Below are 15,638 nucleotides of genomic sequence, written 5' to 3'. Positions count from 1 at the left end.
GGCGATTCTCGCCGGGGTCAGATCTGCACTTTCGAGCCCAGCTCGATCACCGAGTTGTTCGGCAGGTGCAGGAATTCGGCGGCCGCACCGGCGTTGTGGTGCATCTGTGCGAACAGCTTTTCGCGCCACAGGGCCATGCCGCCGCCCATCGAGGGCACCACCAAGTCGCGCGAGAGGAAGTAGCTGGTGGTCATGGGCTCCAGGTCGCAGCCGCGGCCGCGCAGGCCCTCCAGCGCCTTGGGCAGGTCGGGGTCGTTCTTGAAGCCGTAGTGGATCACCACCTGCCAGCAGTCGTGGCCGAGGGGCTCGATTTCCAGCCGGTCGGTCAGTCCGATCCAGGGCACCTCGTGGTTGTGCACCGTGACGAACAGGTTCTGCTCGTGCAGCACCTTGTTGTGTTTGAGGTTGTGCAGCAGCGCATTCGGGGTGGTGCCGGTTTCGGCCGTGAGGAACACCGCGGTGCCGGGAACACGCACCGGCGGGTCCATGAACACCGCTTCGAGGAAGCTGCCCAGCTCGATCGCATCGGCGTGCTGGGCCTGGCTCATGAGTTCGCGGCCGCGCTTCCAGGTCATCATCAGCATGAAGACCACGCCACCGATCAGCAGCGGGAACCAGCCGCCGGCAAACAGCTTGAGCAGGTTGGAGCTGAAGAACGCCAGGTCGATCAGGAAGAACCAGCCCGTGGCCATCAGGCACAGCGCCAGCGGGTAGCGCCAGCCATAGCGGATCACGAAGAACGTCAGCACCGTGGTGATCAGCATGTCCAGCGTCACGGCGATGCCGTAGGCCGCGGCCAGGTTGGACGACGAGCGGAACATGCCCACGGCGAGCACGATGGCGGTGAACAGGGCCCAGTTCACGAACGGGATGTAGATCTGCCCCTTGTCGTGCACGCTGGTGTGGCGGATGTTCAGGCGCGGCAGGTAACCGAGCTGGATGGCCTGTTTGGTGACGCTGAAGGCGCCCGAGATCAGCGCCTGCGAGGCGATCACCGTGGCCATGGTCGCCAGCACCACCAGCGGCAGCAGCGCCCAGCCCGGGGCCATGTTGAAGAAGGGGTTCTTCACCGCGTCCGGGTCGGCCAGCAGCAGCGCACCCTGGCCGAAGTAGTTGATGGTCAGGCAGGGCATGACGATGGAAAACCACGCCAGGCGGATCGGCTTTTTGCCGAAATGGCCCATGTCGGCGTACAGCGCCTCACCGCCCGTGACGCACAGGACCACCGCACCCAGGATGATGAAGGTGGTGCCCGGCTGTTCCCAGGCGAACCGCAGCGCGTGGTGCGGGCTGAGTGCGCCCAGAATTTCCGGGTGGCCGACGATGTGCGGCACGGCCAGGGCCGCGATGGTGGCAAACCACACCAGGGTGATCGGGCCGAAAAACCTGCCGATGCCGCCAGTGCCGCGCTTTTGCACGAAGAACAGCGCGAACAGCACCACCAGCGTCAGTGGCACCACGTATTTCTTGAAGTGGGGCGAGACCACTTCCAGGCCTTCGACCGCCGACAGCACCGAAATGGCCGGGGTGATGACCCCATCGCCATAGAACAGGGAGGTGCCGAAGATGCCGATGGCCAACATGACGCGGCGCAGTCGGGGGTGGTCTTTCACCGCTTGCGACGCCAGCGCCAGCATGGCGATGAGCCCGCCCTCGCCACCGTTGTCGGCGCGCAGCACCAGGGTCACGTACTTCAGCGAGACGATGACCGTGAGCGTCCAGAACACGATCGACAGCACGCCATACACGTTGGCGTGCGTGAACGGCACATGACCGGAGCCGAAGATTTCCTTGACGGCATACAGCACGCTGGTGCCGATGTCGCCATAGACCACGCCGATGGCACCCAGGGTGAGCGCCGCGAGCGACGATTGCTTGCTGGACACGAATAAGCCTGGACCGTCGGTGTGCCAGGACCGTTGTCGGGAAGTGCGCGATTCTGCGCCCGCCGGCCAGCGCTTGCCAGTAGGGCGATTCCTCTAGACGGGTCGCCCGGCGCTCATGTTGCGCCGCAACAACTTGAACTTGACGGCACTCTGGCGATGGTTCAGTGCTGCGGGCTCACTCGTAGACCTCGGCGTCCGGGTCGGTGGCTTCCAGCTCGTAACTGGCGGCCAGCATGGCCAGCCGGCCGATCACGCCGTACATGTAGAAGCGGTTGGGCACGCTGGCACCGGGTTTGGCGCCCGGCTGCGGCAACTGGGCACTGTGTTCGAAAGCCAGTGGCACGAAGCTGGCGCCGGGCGCGTTGAGGTTTTCGTCCACCCCGCGGTCGGCGTGCACGCGGTAGAAGCCGCCCACCACGTAGCGGTCCATCATGTAGACCACGGGTTCGGCCACGGCCGCGTTGATGCGTTCGTTGGTCAGCACGCCTTCCTGGATGATCACCTCGCTGACCGGCTGGCCGGCCTGTGTGGTGGCCATGCAGGTGCGTGCCTTGGGGCTGAGCTGGTCGATGTCCTTGGCGTCGCGCACCGTCAGGATGCCCCGGCCGCCCGAGCCGTTGTCGGCCTTGAGCAGCACGAACGGCTTTTCGTTGATGCCGTATTCCTTGTATTTGCGGCGGATCTTGGCGAGCAGCGCGTCGGTGTTGGCGCGCAGGCATTCCAGCCCGTGGGGCTCGGCGAAATCGACCTGGCCGCACTGGTTGAACATGGGCGTGATCAGCCACGGGTCCATGCCCAGCAGCTTGCCGAAGCGCTTGGCCACTTCCTCGTAGGCCTTGAAGTGCTGGCTCTTGCGCCGCACGCTCCAGCCCGCGTGCAGGGGCGGCAGCAGGTACTGCTCGTGCAGGTCTTCCAGGATGCCGGGGGCGCCCGCGCTCAGGTCGTTGTTGAGCAGGATGGTGCAGGGGTCGAAGTGCTTGAGGCCCAGGCGGCGCTTGCTGCGCAGCAGGGGTTCGAGCGTGACCGAATCGCCACCGGGCAGGTCGATCGTGGTCGGGGCCTTGATGTCGTTCGACAACGAACCCAGCCGCACATTCAGGCCCGCCTGATAGAAGATGCGCTGCAGCTGCGCCAGGTTGCTCAGGTAGAAGGTGTCGGTGCTGTTTTCGGGCACCAGCAGCAGGTTTTTGGCTTCGGGGCAGATCTTTTCGATCGCGGCCATCGCGGCCTGCACCGCCAGCGGCAGCATTTCCGGCGTCAGGTGGTTCCAGCCACCGGGAAACAGATTGGTGTCCACCGGGGCCAGCTTGAAGCCGGCGTTGCGCACGTCCACCGAGCTGTAGAACGGGGGCGTGTGTTCCATCCACTCCAGCCGGAACCAGCGCTCGATCACCGGGGTGGATTCGAGGATCCGCTGCTCCAGTTCGTTGATCGGCCCGGTCAGGGCGGTGACGAGGTGCGGAACCATGGAAACAACCTTTGCGCTTGGAAGAGATCGGACGGTCCATTGTAGGGACCGTCCGGGAGGTCAAAGGCTGGAGATGGGGCCGGAGCCCCGGGTTGCAAGGGCCTCAGCCGCGCACTTCGCCTTCGCCCAGCACGACGTACTTCAGCGAGGTCAGGCCCTCGACGCCCACCGGGCCGCGGGCGTGGAATTTGTCGGTGCTGATGCCGATTTCGGCACCCAGCCCGTACTCGAAGCCGTCAGCGAAGCGGGTACTCGCATTCACCATCACGCTGGCCGAATCGACCTCGCGCAGGAAGCGCTGGGCGTGCATGTGGTCGGTGGTGAGGATGGCGTCGGTGTGGTGGCTGGAAAAGCGGTTGATGTGGGCAATGGCTTCGTCCACGCCATCCACCAGCTTCACGCTGACGATGGGCGCCAGGTACTCGGCGCACCAGTCCTGCTCGGTGGCGGCCTGGGTGCGTGCACCCGGCACGCCAGCCAGGATCGCCAGTGCCTCGGGGCAGCCGCGCATTTCCACCCCCTTGGCGGCATAGACGGCGCCGATCTTCGGCAGGAACTCTGCCGCCACGCCACGCGCCACCAGCAGGCTCTCGGTGGCGTTGCAGGGGCTGTACTTCTGCGTCTTGGCGTTGTCGGCCACCTTCACCGCCATGGCGATGTCGCAGGGGTCGTCCACGTAGGTGTGGCAGTTGCCGTCCAGGTGCTTGATGACCGGCACTTTGGCCTCGGCGCTGATGCGTTCGATCAGGCCCTTGCCGCCGCGCGGGATGATCACGTCCACGTACTGCGGCATGGTGATCAGCTGGCCCACGGCGGCGCGGTCGGTGGTCGGCACCAGTTGCACCGCGTCGGCCGGCAGCCCGGCGGTCACCAAGGCCTGCTGCACCAGCGCGGCGAGCGCGCGGTTGGAGTCGATGGCTTCCGAGCCGCCGCGCAGGATGCACGCATTGCCGCTCTTGATCGAGAGGCTCGCGGCCTCGATGGTCACGTTCGGGCGGCTTTCATAAATCATGCCGAACACGCCGATGGGCACGCGCATCTGGCCCACGCGGATGCCGCTGGGCATCTGCTTCATGCCCGAGATCTCGCCAATGATGTCGGCCATCGCCGCCAGTTGCTCGCAACCTTCGGCGCAGGTTTCCAGCACCTTGGGCGTGAGCTTGAGCCGGTCGACCATGGGTTCGGCCAGACCGGCGGCGCGGGCGCGTTCCAGGTCTTTCGCGTTCTCCACCTGCAGCGGTTCGACACTGGCCCGCAGCAGGCGCGCCAGTTCGCGCAGGGCTTTCACCTTGGTGGCTGCACCGGCCTTGGCCATCAGCGCCGAGGCGGCCTTGGCCTGGCTGCCCAGGGTGTTCATCAGTTCGGAGGTGGAGGTCGCGTTCATGGGCAGGATTTTCTCACCTTCCCCCTGAAACGGTCAGCGCAAGGGAATCGGCACCGCCCGGTCCACCGCCACCGCCGTCACCGAGTTCTGCGGCGAGCCTTCGATCACCCGGTCGGAATACGTCAGGTACACCAGCGCGTGGCGTTTGGGGTCGACCATGCGCACGATGCGCAGGCGTTTGAACACCAGGCTGATGCGCTCGCTGAAAATTTCCTCCTGCTCGCGGATCGGTTTCGGAATGCTGATCGGCCCCACCTGGCGGCAGGCGATCGACGCCTCCGACTTGTCTTCGGCCAACCCGAAAGCGCCCTTGATCCCGCCCGTCTTGGCACGCGAGATGTAGCAGGTCACCCCGTTGACGCCTGGGTCGTCATACGCCTCGACCACGATCTTGTGGTCTGGCCCGATGAACTTGAACACGGTGTCGACCGAACCGATTTCTTCGGCGCCTGCGGCGGTGGCCAGCGCGGCGGCGAACAGCAGGGCGAAGGGGCGGGTGAGTCGGGGCATGGCGGGCTTTCGGGAGATATGGTGGCTGATCCGATTGGCCGCACCTTAGCAGGATGAGGGGGGCTCTGGCGGGTGCTTGGCGCGCCTTGTGCGTGGACCCGTTGCCGGACTCGGATGCAGAATCGCCCCATGCAAGCCGATCCTCCTCGCCCCGCACAGCCGAGAAACCCCCTTCACGGCGTGACGCTTGAAGTGGTCGTTCGTGCTCTCGAAGCCCACTACGGATGGGCTGAACTCGCGCAACGGATTCCGATCCGTTGCTTTGCCCAAGAACCCAGCGTCAAGTCCAGCTTGACGTTTCTGCGCAAGACGCCCTGGGCGCGCGAAAAGGTTGAGAGCCTTTACCTTTTCATGCTGCGAGAAACACGGCGCACACAACGTGCGTCTGATTCAGCGCCCTAGAAAATTCGTTTGAACAGAACCGGCTAATGGCCAGAAATCGGCGCTCGCTCCAAGGAAATCGATGACGGCTACAGGCTGATTGCGGTAGTTAGCGTCATGCCTGCTTCTGGCTGCTATCGGCCCAGTTGCCGTCATACACGCGTGGGCGTGCAAGGCAGGCTTTAAGCGTGTCAAGTTCTTCTCCAAATTGCCGACAAGCTAAAGACTTGCCTTTGTCCAAGATTATTGAGTTACCGTCATGCGTTCGTTGGGATCAATCGGAATTGCCACGCGACTGTGGATAGTTGTAATCGTATTGTCACTGGCCCTGGTGGCACTTGCCGCCTTCACCTACACACGCCTCAACGCAGTGTCGGTCGCAGCGCAGCAGACTGAACATTCGCGCGTGCCGCAGCTGGCAGAAGCCGATGCCATGGAGTTGAACATCACGCGCATCTCCCTGCAGATCCGGCATGCGATCCTGGCGCGCACGCCAGAAGAACGGGCCGCTTCGCTGACCGATATCGTCGCCAAGCGCCAGCTCGTTGAGAAGTCTGCGGCGATCTACAAGGACGACCTGTACACCGAGCGCGGCAAGATCATGTTTGCCAAGCTGCCGCCCCTGCTGGAGCAGTTGTGGCGGCACGCCGATGCGAATCTCGCCCTGATCCAGGCCGAGAAAAAAGACGAGGCTTTCAGCTACCTGGTGGACAACACCATCCCCGCGCGCAACCAGGTGCTGTCGGTGCTCGATGAGATGGTCAAGTACCAGCGCACCGAACTCACGGGTGACGTGGAGCACATATCCACCCAGATCAACAGCACCCTCTCGGTGCTCGAAACCCTGGTGCTGCTTACCATCGTCGGCCTGGTCTTGTCGTCCGGCTATGTCGCGCGGGCCATGCGCCGCCGAGTGGCGTTGTCACAGGCAGTGGCCGAGCGCGTTCGTGATGGTGACCTCACCACCCCGATTCATGACCCCGCCCGCGACGAATTCAGCCCTCTGCTGAGTGCTTTGGCCGAGATGCAGGGGGCACTGTCGCAGATCGTGTCCGGGGTGCGCAGCAATGCAGAAAGTGTGGCCACGGCCAGCGCCCAGATCGCGCAAGGTAACCAGGACCTGTCGGGCCGCACCGAGCAGCAAGCCAGCGCTCTGCAGCAGACCGCTGCGACCATGGAGCAACTGGGCTCAACCGTACGCCACAACGCCGACAGCGCCCAACAGGCCAACCAGTTGGCGCTGACCGCATCCGGCGTTGCCGTCAAAGGCGGGGAAGTCGTTGGCCAGGTGATCGAAACCATGCAAGGCATCAACGACGCTTCGCGCCGGATCGCCGACATCATCGGTGTCATCGACGGCATCGCGTTCCAGACCAATATCCTGGCGCTGAATGCGGCCGTCGAAGCGGCCCGTGCCGGTGAGCAGGGCCGTGGCTTTGCGGTGGTGGCCGGTGAGGTACGGTCTCTGGCGCAGCGCAGCGCCGAGGCAGCCCGCGAGATCAAATCATTGATCGGCGCCAGCGTCGATCAAGTGGAACAAGGCACTGAACTCGTGGGCCATGCGGGTCAGACCATGAAAGAGATCGTGGCGGCCATCCAGCGCGTCAACGACATCGTCAGCGAAATCAGCTCTGCCAGCCAGGAGCAGAGCAGCAGCGTCGGTCAGGTGGGACAGGCCATCACGCAGATGGACCAGGCGACCCAGCAAAATGCGGCCCTGGTTGAGCAGTCCGCTGCCGCTGCGGCCAGCCTCAGGAGCCAAGCGACTCAATTGGTGCAGGCAATGGCCGTGTTCAAACTGGAAGGTGCCAGCAGCAACCCCCGTTTCGCCTTCGCCTGAGGTCAAGCGTTGATAGGGAAACGGGTTGCTTGAAGAAGCGCGAACCTACACAGGGGCTGCGCTGTCCTCTTCCGCAACGGGCTGGGCCAGGCCGCTGGGGATGAAACCCTCGCCGTGGCTGGCCAGGTAGTCGCGGATCAGACGCCGGACGACCTGGGACGGTGTGACGTCCTGGCGCGCGCACAGGCTTTCGAAAGCCTTCTTCTTGGCCGGGTCGATCAGGACGGTCAGGCGGGCGGTTTTGAGCTCCATATGTGCATTCTATGTAAATCTGATTAGCACGTCAGCCCGCTTCTGGCCTCAGTAGCGTCCCATCCAGCGTCCTTCAAAGAACGAATCGGGGCGTTTGGCGGGCGACAGCGGACTTGGTGCTGGTTGCGGCTCGCGCGCCTGGGGTGTGACAGGCACAGGCGCGAGTGCAGGCGCTCCTTCTTCGATGGCAAAGGCCTCCGATTGCAGGTCCGGGTCCAGCACCACCATCACGTCCCCCAGGTACGGCAGGCGCAATCCATTCACCTGCGGGTCACTCAGCGGCACTTCCCGTTGCGTGATGAGGTTCGCGGACTTGAGCGCGTACCAGAGGCGTAGGTTGACGCGCACACACCGAGGACGAGACCGCTGGGAGCGCAACGACTGTTCGAGTTGAAACAATGACATGATAATGTTATTGCAATGTGATGTGTGTTGGAGGCATACTATAGACACATCAAAGGCGCATGACAAGCGCATTCACCCGACCGCCATGATCCAAAGCCTGACCCACAAAGTGCGCACCCGCCGCGCCAACCGCCAGCTCGGCGGCTTGCTGGCGTTCGTGGCCGGAGCGGCCAATGCGGGCGGTTTTTTGGCCATCCAGCGATACACCTCGCACATGACGGGCATCGTCTCTGAGCTGGCGGACAACCTGGTGCTGGGCAATGTGTATCTGAGCGCGGCAGGTCTGGCCGCGCTGCTGGCGTTCACCGCAGGTGCCGCCACCACGGCTGTGCTGGTGAACTGGGCACGGCGACGCCACCTGCACAGCGAGTACGCCTTCTCGCTGATGCTTGAAGCGGTGTTGTTGCTGCTCTTTGGCCTGCTGGGGGCCAACCTGAACGCGCTGATCGACATCTTTCTGCCGGCCACGGTGCTTGTGCTGAGCTTCATCATGGGGCTGCAGAACGCCATCGTGACCAAAATCTCCAAGGCCGAAATCCGCACCACGCACATGACAGGCATCGTGACCGACCTGGGCATTGAGCTGGGCCGACTGCTCTACTGGAACCGCACGCACGAGGGGAACGCGGTGCACTTCGTGCGTGCCGACCGAGACAAGCTGGGCATCCACGCCACCATCCTGGGGCTGTTCTTCGCGGGTGGATTGGCGGGTGCACTGGCGTTCAAACAGGTGGGTTTCATTGCCACGGTGCCGTTGGCGCTGGTGCTCAGCGCCGTGGCCTGGCCGCCGCTGTGGCAGGACGTGAGTGACTGGCTGCGCAGCCGGGACTGGAGCCGGTCGTGAGGGCACTGGAGCGCGCGCCGCAGGACCATTCCTCAACGCGGCTGGTCATCACGTTCCAGCCGATGGGGGAAATCCGCCGCTGGCCGGTCGCCACGGTCTGGCTGGAAAACGGGTTTGTGCGCTGGTCCTCCCCGTGCCTGGACGACAGCCATGAACACGCCGATGTGACGGCGTTCGAACACCAGTTCGGCGACTGTGCCTGCACGCTCCCTGCCTTCATGCGCGCCATGAACTGGCTGGATGCGGTGTGCTTTGGTGCGGCCAGCCTGGAGACGGTTCAACGCGCCTGCGTGATCAACCCGGAGTACGGACTGGCCTGCTCGAAAGAGCCGAGTGTCTTCCCAGAACTTTCTCCGACTTGGACGACATGACCACTTCAAACCATTCCGCCATCGCCGCCGCAGCGCGCAGGGCGGGTTTGACCCAGCAAGGCGCGCGCGTAGAGCATGTGAGCTTCAGGCGCAAACTGCGTTTTGGCTCGACCGACATCCAGAGCGCGATGGACCTGCGCGATCCCGACCGGCTGGTGCTGGACTACACGCGCCTGATGATGGCTTTCCTGCTGTTTCAGCCGCAGCCGCAGCACATTCTGATGATCGGTCTGGGCGGTGGTTCGCTACCCAAGTTCTGCCATCGGCACCTGCCGGGCTCCGACATCACGGTGGTCGAGATCGATCCGGCGGTGATCGCCTTGCGCGAACAGTTCGAAATCCCGCCCGATCAGGCGGACTTCCGCGTGGTCCAGGCGGACGGTGCCGACTTCGTGGCGGCGGTGGACGATCAGCGGTTCAACGTGATCCTGGTGGATGGCTTCGACGCCGAGCAGATGGCGCCCGCCTTGGGAACCCAGAATTTTTACGGCCATTGCGCCCGACTGCTGCGTCCCGGCGGGGTGATGCTGTGCAACCTGCACGAGCTGGACATCTACTACGGTGTGTTCATGGAGCGAATTGCCCTGGCGTTTGACGGCAACGCGCTGGTGGTGGGCACGCGTGAATGCGGCAACGCCATCGTCTTTGCACGCAAGGATTGGGCCATTGACGCGCGCCTGCCCAAGCACCTGGTGCGTCCGGCCTCGATGGCACCCAGTGCCTGGTCGGACATCGAGGCGGATATGTACGACGTGCTGCGCGAGGCTCGCCAGGCCTGGGAAAACCGGTGATCACCGTCCTGGAAGCCAAGCGCTCGGGCCAGTTCGGTAAAGGGCGCCTGGTGCCCAACATCGTGGCCGGGGTCATCGTCGGCGTGGTGGCGTTGCCGCTGGCCATGGCCTTTGCCATTGCCTCAGGTGCACGACCCGAACAAGGGATCTACACCGCCATCATCGGTGGCTTCATGGTCTCGCTGCTGGGTGGCAGCCGGGTGCAGATCGCCGGGCCCACAGGAGCCTTCATCGCCATCCTGGCGGGCGTGACGGCCAAGTACGGTATCGACGGCCTGCGCGTGGCCACGCTGATGGCGGGTTTCATCTTGCTGTTCATGGGCGTGGCCAAGATGGGCGCGGTGATCCGCTTCATCCCCGCGCCGGTTGTGGTGGGCTTCACCAGCGGCATTGGCGTGATCATCTTCGTCGGCCAGTGGAAGGACTTTCTGGGCCTGCCGGCCACCGGCGGTGAACATTTCCACGAGAAGTTGCTGCACCTGCTGGGCGTGATCACGCAGGTGCATGTGCCGACACTGGCGATGGGCGTGATGAGCTTGCTGCTGGTGCTGTACTCGTCGCGCATCCGCGGCATGGCGCGCGTACCGGGGCCGCTGACGGCGATGGTGGTGGCCACCGTGATCCAGTCGGTCTGGAAGATTCCGGGGGTGGCGACCATCGGTACCGCCTTCGGTGGCATCCCGCTGGGCCTGCCGGACTTTTCCATTCCCACGGTGACATTCACGCAGATGGTCCAGCTCATCGGGCCGGCCTTCACCATCGCCATGCTGGGGGCCATCGAGTCGCTGCTGTCTGCGGTGGTGGCCGATGGCATGACCGGCACCAAACACGACTCGAACCAGGAACTGGTGGGCCAGGGCCTGGCCAACATCGTGGTGCCCCTGTTCGGCGGCTTCGCGGCCACTGGCGCCATCGCCCGCACCGCGACCAATGTGCGCAACGGTGGCACCAGCCCTCTGGCGGGCGTCACGCACACACTGACACTGGTGGCGGTGATCCTGTTCCTGGCACCGCTGGCGCAGAACATCCCGCTCGCGGCGCTGGCGGCCATCCTGTTCGTGGTGGCCTACAACATGAGCGAGATCCCGCACTTCCTGCACATCCTGCTGCGCGCACCACGGGCCGACGGGCTGATCCTGGTCATCACCTTCCTGCTGACGGTATTTGCCGATCTGGTGGTGGCCGTGAACGTCGGCGTGATCCTGGCGACGCTGCAGTTCCTGCGCCGCATGGCGGCGTCGGTGGAGGTGCAGACGGTGGACGAGGACGACCTCAGGTCCACCCTGCACGAACTGGGTCAACCAGCGCTGCCCAAGGGGGTGCTGGTCTACGAGATCAATGGCCCGTTCTTCTTCGGCGCGGTGGAAAGCCTGGAGCGCATGTTGCTCCAGACCCGCACCGACCCGAAGGTGCTGATCCTGCGGTTGCGGCTGGTGCCGTTCATGGATTTCACCGGCCTGCAGGCGCTGCAGGACGTGGTACGCAAACTGCAAAGGCGCGGCGTGCGCGTGATGCTGTGCGAGGCCAACCACCGCGTGCGCGCCAAGCTCTGGAAGAGCGGCGTGCTCGACACCGTGGCCGAGGGCGACTACGCCGACGACCTGGCCGGGGTGCTGCGCCGGTTGCCGGACGAGCTGACGGTCTGAACCTCCTTTTTCAACTTCCTTTTTCTGTTGTCTCATGAGCTTGCCACCCTGCCCGAAATGCCAGTCCACCCTCACATACCCCGACGGTGAACTGCTCGTCTGCCCCGAATGCGGCCACGAGTGGAGCGCCAGCGCCTCCACCGAGAGCGCAGAACCGGTGAAGGTCTGGAAAGACGCCGTGGGCAACGTGCTGCAGGACGGTGACACCGTCACGCTGATCAAGGACCTCAAGCTCAAGGGCTCATCGACCGTGCTCAAGGTGGGCACCAAGGCGCGCAACATCCGCCTCGTGGAAGGCGATCACGACATCGACTGCAAGGTCGATGGCATCGGTGCCATGCAGCTCAAGTCTGAGTTTGTGAAGAAGGCCTGAGCAGTTCCCATCACAGCACGGACCAGACTGTGCGCCAGACACCACCTCAATCAACGGCGGAGAACGTCTATGCGGGTCGCTCCGGCGGTTGAGTTGACAACCGAACAGGTCAATGAGTTGACCCAGTTGGCGCGCTCACCCCACACCAGCGTGGGGTTGGCGCAGCGCGCACGGATCGTTCTGCTGGCTTCGCAGGGTCTACAGAACAAAGAAATTGGCGAGCAACTGGGCATTGGTCGCGCGCAGGTTGCGCTGTGGCGCAAGCGGTACCTGACATCAGGACTTCAAGGGATTGAACTGCGCCAGTCTCGCGGTGCACGCCCAACGAAGGTTGATGTACGAAAGCTGCTGGAGCTGACGGCGCAGACGACCCAAGATGCAGACACCCTGAGTGCGCACAAGATGGCCGAAATGCTTGCGGTCAGCCCCAGCACGGTGATGCGTCACTGGCGGGCCAACGGACTGAAGCCTCCTGTGATGCACAGGTTCGGTCCTTCGAACGACCCACAATTCGTCGGATCCATTGAAGACATCGTCGGTGTGTATGTGTCTCCACCCGAACACGCCCTGGTGCTGAGCTGCAAACAGATGCGTCCCATGCTCGCACCTGATCGACTGCAGACGGTGCTTCCGCCCGTAACAGGCGCTGCGAAAGCGACGACCAACAAGCGCCAACTCCAGGGCATGGCGACCTTGTTTGCCGCGCTGAAAACGCTCAACGGTCGGCTCACCCGTCGTTGCATGCTGCGCAACCCCCAAACGGCCTGGTTGAAGTTCTTGCGCAAGGTCGATCATGTAACGCCCAAGACCCATTCGCTGCACCTGATCGCCGACAACATCGACACCCACGGGCACCCCTCAGTGCAGGCCTGGATGGTCCAGCATCCGAGGTTCCACATGCATTTCACCACCACGTCCATCGCCTGGTTGACGTCCGTGCAGCGCTTCTATCGCGACATGGCCGAGGACGGACTGCGCTGCAACAGCTTCAGTGGCGTCCCCCGATTGGTGTCCGCGATCGTTGAGCATGTTGTTGACTACAACGCCGAACCCAAACCGTTCGTGTGGACCGGTGTTCAGGCGAGGGCACAAGGCGATCACTGACGCCGAAATCCTGCACGAGCGCGCCGTGCAGGGCTGATACGCAAGCGCTGAGCCCAACCACTTCGACCGGTCGAAAGGACCCGATGACCCATCCCAAAGACAAAGATGCTGAACTCCGCCAAGCCTCACTGGAGTACCACGAGTTCCCGACACCCGGCAAGATCTCCGTAGCGGGCACCAAACAACTGACCAACCAGCGCGACCTGGCCTTGGCCTACTCGCCCGGTGTGGCCGCGGCTTGCGAGGAGATCGTGGCCGACCCGGCCAACGTGTTTCGCTACACCTCGCGCGGCAACCTGGTCGCCGTGATCACCAACGGCACGGCCGTGCTTGGACTGGGCAACATTGGCGCACTGGCTTCCAAGCCGGTGATGGAGGGCAAGGCCGTGTTATTCAAGAAGTTCGCAGGCATCGATGTGTTCGACATCGAAATCAACGAACCCGACCCGAATAAGCTGGCGGACATCATCGCGTCGCTGGAGCCCACGTTCGGGGGCATAAACCTCGAAGACATCAAGGCACCCGACTGCTTCGTCGTCGAACGAGTGCTGCGCGACCGCATGAAAATTCCGGTCTTCCACGATGACCAGCACGGCACGGCCATCGTCGTGGCTGCGGCCATCCTGAACGGCTTGGAGGTGGTCGGCAAGGACATCAAAGGTGTCAAGCTGGTCGCTTCCGGCGCAGGTGCTGCTGCGCTGGCCTGCCTGAACCTGCTGGTCACGCTCGGCTTTCCCCGCGAAAACATCTGGGTCACCGACCTGGCCGGTGTGGTGTACGAAGGGCGTGCGGAACTGATGGACCCGGAGAAAGCGGTGTTTCAACAGAAGACTAAGATGCGCACGCTGTCTGAAGTGATCTGTGAAGCCGATATCTTTCTCGGTCTGTCAGCCGGTGGTGTGCTCAAGCCCGCGATGGTGGCCAGCATGGCAAGCAACCCGTTGATCTTCGCACTGGCCAATCCCACGCCGGAAATCAAGCCGGAGGAAATCCGCAAGGTTCGCGACGACGCCGTGATCGCCACCGGGCGCAGCGACTACCCCAACCAGGTCAACAACGTACTGTGCTTCCCGTACATTTTCCGAGGTGCGCTGGATTGCGGCGCAAGCACCATCACGCCAGCGATGGAAGTGGCCGCCGTACATGCCATCCGTGAACTGGCCAAGGCCGAGCAGACCGACATGATGACGTCGGTGTATGCAGGCGCTGTCTCTACCTTTGGTCGTGACCACCTGATCCCTAGGCCCTTCGACCAGCGTCTGATGATGCACATCGCCCCGGCGGTGGCCCAGGCGGCCGCTGAGTCGGGCGTGGCGACACGTCCCATCGCCGACTTCGAAGCCTATCGCGAAAAGCTTCAGTCCTTCGTTTACGCCTCCGGGACGACGATGAAACCCATCTTCGCTGTGGCCAAACTGGCCGAGCGCAAGCGCATCGCCTATGCCGAGGGCGAAGAGGAGCGGGTCCTGCGTGCTACCCAGGTGGCCGTCGATGAGGGCCTTGCACGACCCACGCTGATCGGGCGCCCCGAGATCATCCTGCAGCGCATCGAGAGCTTCGGACTGCGGTTGCAAGTCGGGCGGGACTACGACGTGGTGAACACCGCACACGATGACCGGTACCGAGACTTCTGGCAGACCTACCATGCACTCATGGAGCGCAGAGGGGTGACCCAGCAGACCGCCAAGATCGAGATGCGCAGGCGCCTGACGCTCATCGGGGCCATGCTTCTGCGCAAGGGCGAGGTTGACGGCATGCTTTGCGGCACCTGGGGCACGACAGACTTCCACCTGCAGTACATCGACCAGGTCATTGGCCGGCGCTCGGGAGCGAATGTTTACGCCTGCATGAACGGCCTGATGCTGCCCGACCGGCAGCTCTTCCTCGTTGACACCCACGTCAACCACGATCCCACAGCCACCCAACTGGCCGAGATCACGGTGTTGGCGGCCGAGGAAATACGCCGTTTCGGGATCACGCCAAAGGCCGCACTGTTGTCTCACTCCAACTTCGGCTCCAGCGACCACCCTTCTGCGGTGAAGATGCGCGACACGCTGCCGCTGATACGCGCGCTCTCACCCAAGCTGGAGGTCGATGGTGAGATGCATGGTGACGTTGCTTTGGATGCTTCGCAGAGAGGTGATCTCATGCCATCGAGCCCTCTCAAAGGCAGTGCGAATCTGCTCGTGCTGCCCAACCTTGACGCGGCAAACATAGCCTACAACCTGCTCAAGACAGCGGCGGGCAGCGGCATTTCCATTGGTCCCGTTCTGCTGGGCGCAGCCAAACCCGTGCACATACTGACACCCTCCGCCACGGTGCGCCGCATCGTCAACATGACCGCGCTGACCGTTGCCGAAATCAACGCTACGCGATGACATCC

At 63.6% G+C, this 15,638-nt stretch carries 15 protein-coding genes; 9 read left to right on the top strand and 6 right to left on the bottom strand.

Translation table 11 applies throughout. The features are described 5' to 3' along the window. Nucleotides 1-17 precede the first annotated feature (17 nt). The 4 genes from L0977_RS06575 to L0977_RS06560 all read right to left on the bottom strand — a co-directional run bounded on the left by L0977_RS06575 (nt 18) and on the right by L0977_RS06560 (nt 5,248). Nucleotides 18-1,886, bottom strand: a complete 1,869-nt coding sequence (locus L0977_RS06575) for a potassium transporter Kup (RefSeq protein ID WP_234264052.1) — start codon at nt 1,884-1,886, stop codon at nt 18-20. A 175-nt stretch (nt 1,887-2,061) separates the two neighbouring features. Then, the gene (gene gshA / locus L0977_RS06570; protein ID WP_234264051.1) at nt 2,062-3,354 is read right to left on the bottom strand and encodes a glutamate--cysteine ligase; all 1,293 of its coding nucleotides are present in this window, start codon (nt 3,352-3,354) and stop codon (nt 2,062-2,064) included. A gap of 103 nt (nt 3,355-3,457) precedes the next feature. Beyond that, on the bottom strand, nt 3,458-4,738 hold the full coding sequence (locus L0977_RS06565; RefSeq protein ID WP_234264050.1) for a glutamate-5-semialdehyde dehydrogenase: 1,281 nt from the start codon (nt 4,736-4,738) through the stop codon (nt 3,458-3,460). 33 nt (nt 4,739-4,771) lie between these two features. Next, nucleotides 4,772-5,248: a CreA family protein gene (locus L0977_RS06560; protein ID WP_234264049.1), complete on the bottom strand. Its 477-nt coding sequence runs from the start codon at nt 5,246-5,248 to the stop codon at nt 4,772-4,774. A 114-nt stretch (nt 5,249-5,362) separates the two neighbouring features. Between L0977_RS06560 and L0977_RS06555 the strand changes: the two genes are divergently transcribed. Together L0977_RS06555 and L0977_RS06550 are read left to right on the top strand one after the other, a co-directional pair. Then, nucleotides 5,363-5,650 carry a VF530 family DNA-binding protein gene (locus L0977_RS06555; protein WP_234264048.1) on the top strand — a complete coding sequence of 96 codons (288 nt, stop codon included), beginning with the start codon at nt 5,363-5,365 and terminating at the stop codon, nt 5,648-5,650. Nucleotides 5,651-5,888: 238 nt separating this feature from the next. Continuing rightward, nucleotides 5,889-7,469: a methyl-accepting chemotaxis protein gene (locus L0977_RS06550; RefSeq protein ID WP_234264047.1), complete on the top strand. Its 1,581-nt coding sequence runs from the start codon at nt 5,889-5,891 to the stop codon at nt 7,467-7,469. 45 nt (nt 7,470-7,514) lie between these two features. On the opposite strand, the gene L0977_RS06545 is transcribed toward L0977_RS06550, so the two are convergent. Both L0977_RS06545 and L0977_RS06540 read right to left on the bottom strand, forming a co-directional pair. Continuing rightward, nucleotides 7,515-7,721, bottom strand: a complete 207-nt coding sequence (locus L0977_RS06545) for a ribbon-helix-helix protein, CopG family (RefSeq protein ID WP_234264046.1) — start codon at nt 7,719-7,721, stop codon at nt 7,515-7,517. A gap of 48 nt (nt 7,722-7,769) precedes the next feature. Beyond that, nucleotides 7,770-8,126 (bottom strand): hypothetical protein, encoded by a 357-nt coding sequence (locus tag L0977_RS06540; RefSeq protein WP_234264045.1) that lies wholly within the window; start codon nt 8,124-8,126, stop codon nt 7,770-7,772. 85 nt (nt 8,127-8,211) lie between these two features. Here L0977_RS06540 and L0977_RS06535 point away from each other — a divergent pair, with 85 nt between their 5' ends. The 7 genes from L0977_RS06535 (at nt 8,212) to L0977_RS06505 (ending at nt 15,633) form a co-directional block, all read left to right on the top strand. Continuing rightward, a complete protein-coding gene (locus L0977_RS06535) occupies nt 8,212-8,970 on the top strand; it encodes a YoaK family protein (protein WP_234264044.1) in 759 nt (252 codons plus the stop codon). Next, nucleotides 8,967-9,341 carry a hypothetical protein gene (locus L0977_RS06530; protein ID WP_234264043.1) on the top strand — a complete coding sequence of 125 codons (375 nt, stop codon included), beginning with the start codon at nt 8,967-8,969 and terminating at the stop codon, nt 9,339-9,341. Before L0977_RS06535 ends, L0977_RS06530 begins: the two co-directional genes overlap by 4 nt. Then, a complete protein-coding gene (locus L0977_RS06525; protein WP_234264042.1) occupies nt 9,338-10,132 on the top strand; it encodes a fused MFS/spermidine synthase in 795 nt (264 codons plus the stop codon). The genes L0977_RS06530 and L0977_RS06525 overlap by 4 nt, the downstream gene beginning before the upstream one ends. Further along, the gene (locus L0977_RS06520) at nt 10,129-11,778 is read left to right on the top strand and encodes a SulP family inorganic anion transporter (RefSeq protein ID WP_234264041.1); all 1,650 of its coding nucleotides are present in this window, start codon (nt 10,129-10,131) and stop codon (nt 11,776-11,778) included. The genes L0977_RS06525 and L0977_RS06520 overlap by 4 nt, the downstream gene beginning before the upstream one ends. A gap of 34 nt (nt 11,779-11,812) precedes the next feature. After that, nucleotides 11,813-12,151 carry a zinc ribbon domain-containing protein YjdM gene (locus tag L0977_RS06515; protein ID WP_234264040.1) on the top strand — a complete coding sequence of 113 codons (339 nt, stop codon included), beginning with the start codon at nt 11,813-11,815 and terminating at the stop codon, nt 12,149-12,151. Nucleotides 12,152-12,220: 69 nt separating this feature from the next. Then, the gene (locus L0977_RS06510; protein WP_234264039.1) at nt 12,221-13,255 is read left to right on the top strand and encodes an IS630 family transposase; all 1,035 of its coding nucleotides are present in this window, start codon (nt 12,221-12,223) and stop codon (nt 13,253-13,255) included. A gap of 83 nt (nt 13,256-13,338) precedes the next feature. Next, a complete protein-coding gene (locus L0977_RS06505) occupies nt 13,339-15,633 on the top strand; it encodes an NADP-dependent malic enzyme (protein WP_234264038.1) in 2,295 nt (764 codons plus the stop codon). Nucleotides 15,634-15,638: the final 5 nt, after the last annotated feature.

The sequence above is a fragment of the Hydrogenophaga sp. NFH-34 genome (assembly GCF_021401345.1).
Taxonomy (GTDB): Bacteria; Pseudomonadota; Gammaproteobacteria; order Burkholderiales; family Burkholderiaceae_C; genus Hydrogenophaga; species Hydrogenophaga electricum.
The sequence above is the reverse complement of the archived record's forward strand: the minus strand, read 5'-3'. Positions and strand labels throughout refer to the sequence as shown.

Coding starts and splice junctions, on each gene's coding strand:
- gshA (WP_234264051.1), bottom strand. CDS start 3,354: ATGGTTCCGCACCTCGTCACCGCCCTGACCGGGCCGATCAACGAACTG.
- L0977_RS06565 (WP_234264050.1), bottom strand. CDS start 4,738: ATGAACGCGACCTCCACCTCCGAACTGATGAACACCCTGGGCAGCCAG.
- L0977_RS06560 (WP_234264049.1), bottom strand. CDS start 5,248: ATGCCCCGACTCACCCGCCCCTTCGCCCTGCTGTTCGCCGCCGCGCTG.
- L0977_RS06555 (WP_234264048.1), top strand. CDS start 5,363: ATGCAGAATCGCCCCATGCAAGCCGATCCTCCTCGCCCCGCACAGCCG.
- L0977_RS06550 (WP_234264047.1), top strand. CDS start 5,889: ATGCGTTCGTTGGGATCAATCGGAATTGCCACGCGACTGTGGATAGTT.
- L0977_RS06545 (WP_234264046.1), bottom strand. CDS start 7,721: ATGGAGCTCAAAACCGCCCGCCTGACCGTCCTGATCGACCCGGCCAAG.
- L0977_RS06540 (WP_234264045.1), bottom strand. CDS start 8,126: ATGTCATTGTTTCAACTCGAACAGTCGTTGCGCTCCCAGCGGTCTCGT.
- L0977_RS06535 (WP_234264044.1), top strand. CDS start 8,212: ATGATCCAAAGCCTGACCCACAAAGTGCGCACCCGCCGCGCCAACCGC.
- L0977_RS06525 (WP_234264042.1), top strand. CDS start 9,338: ATGACCACTTCAAACCATTCCGCCATCGCCGCCGCAGCGCGCAGGGCG.
- L0977_RS06515 (WP_234264040.1), top strand. CDS start 11,813: ATGAGCTTGCCACCCTGCCCGAAATGCCAGTCCACCCTCACATACCCC.
- L0977_RS06510 (WP_234264039.1), top strand. CDS start 12,221: ATGCGGGTCGCTCCGGCGGTTGAGTTGACAACCGAACAGGTCAATGAG.
- L0977_RS06505 (WP_234264038.1), top strand. CDS start 13,339: ATGACCCATCCCAAAGACAAAGATGCTGAACTCCGCCAAGCCTCACTG.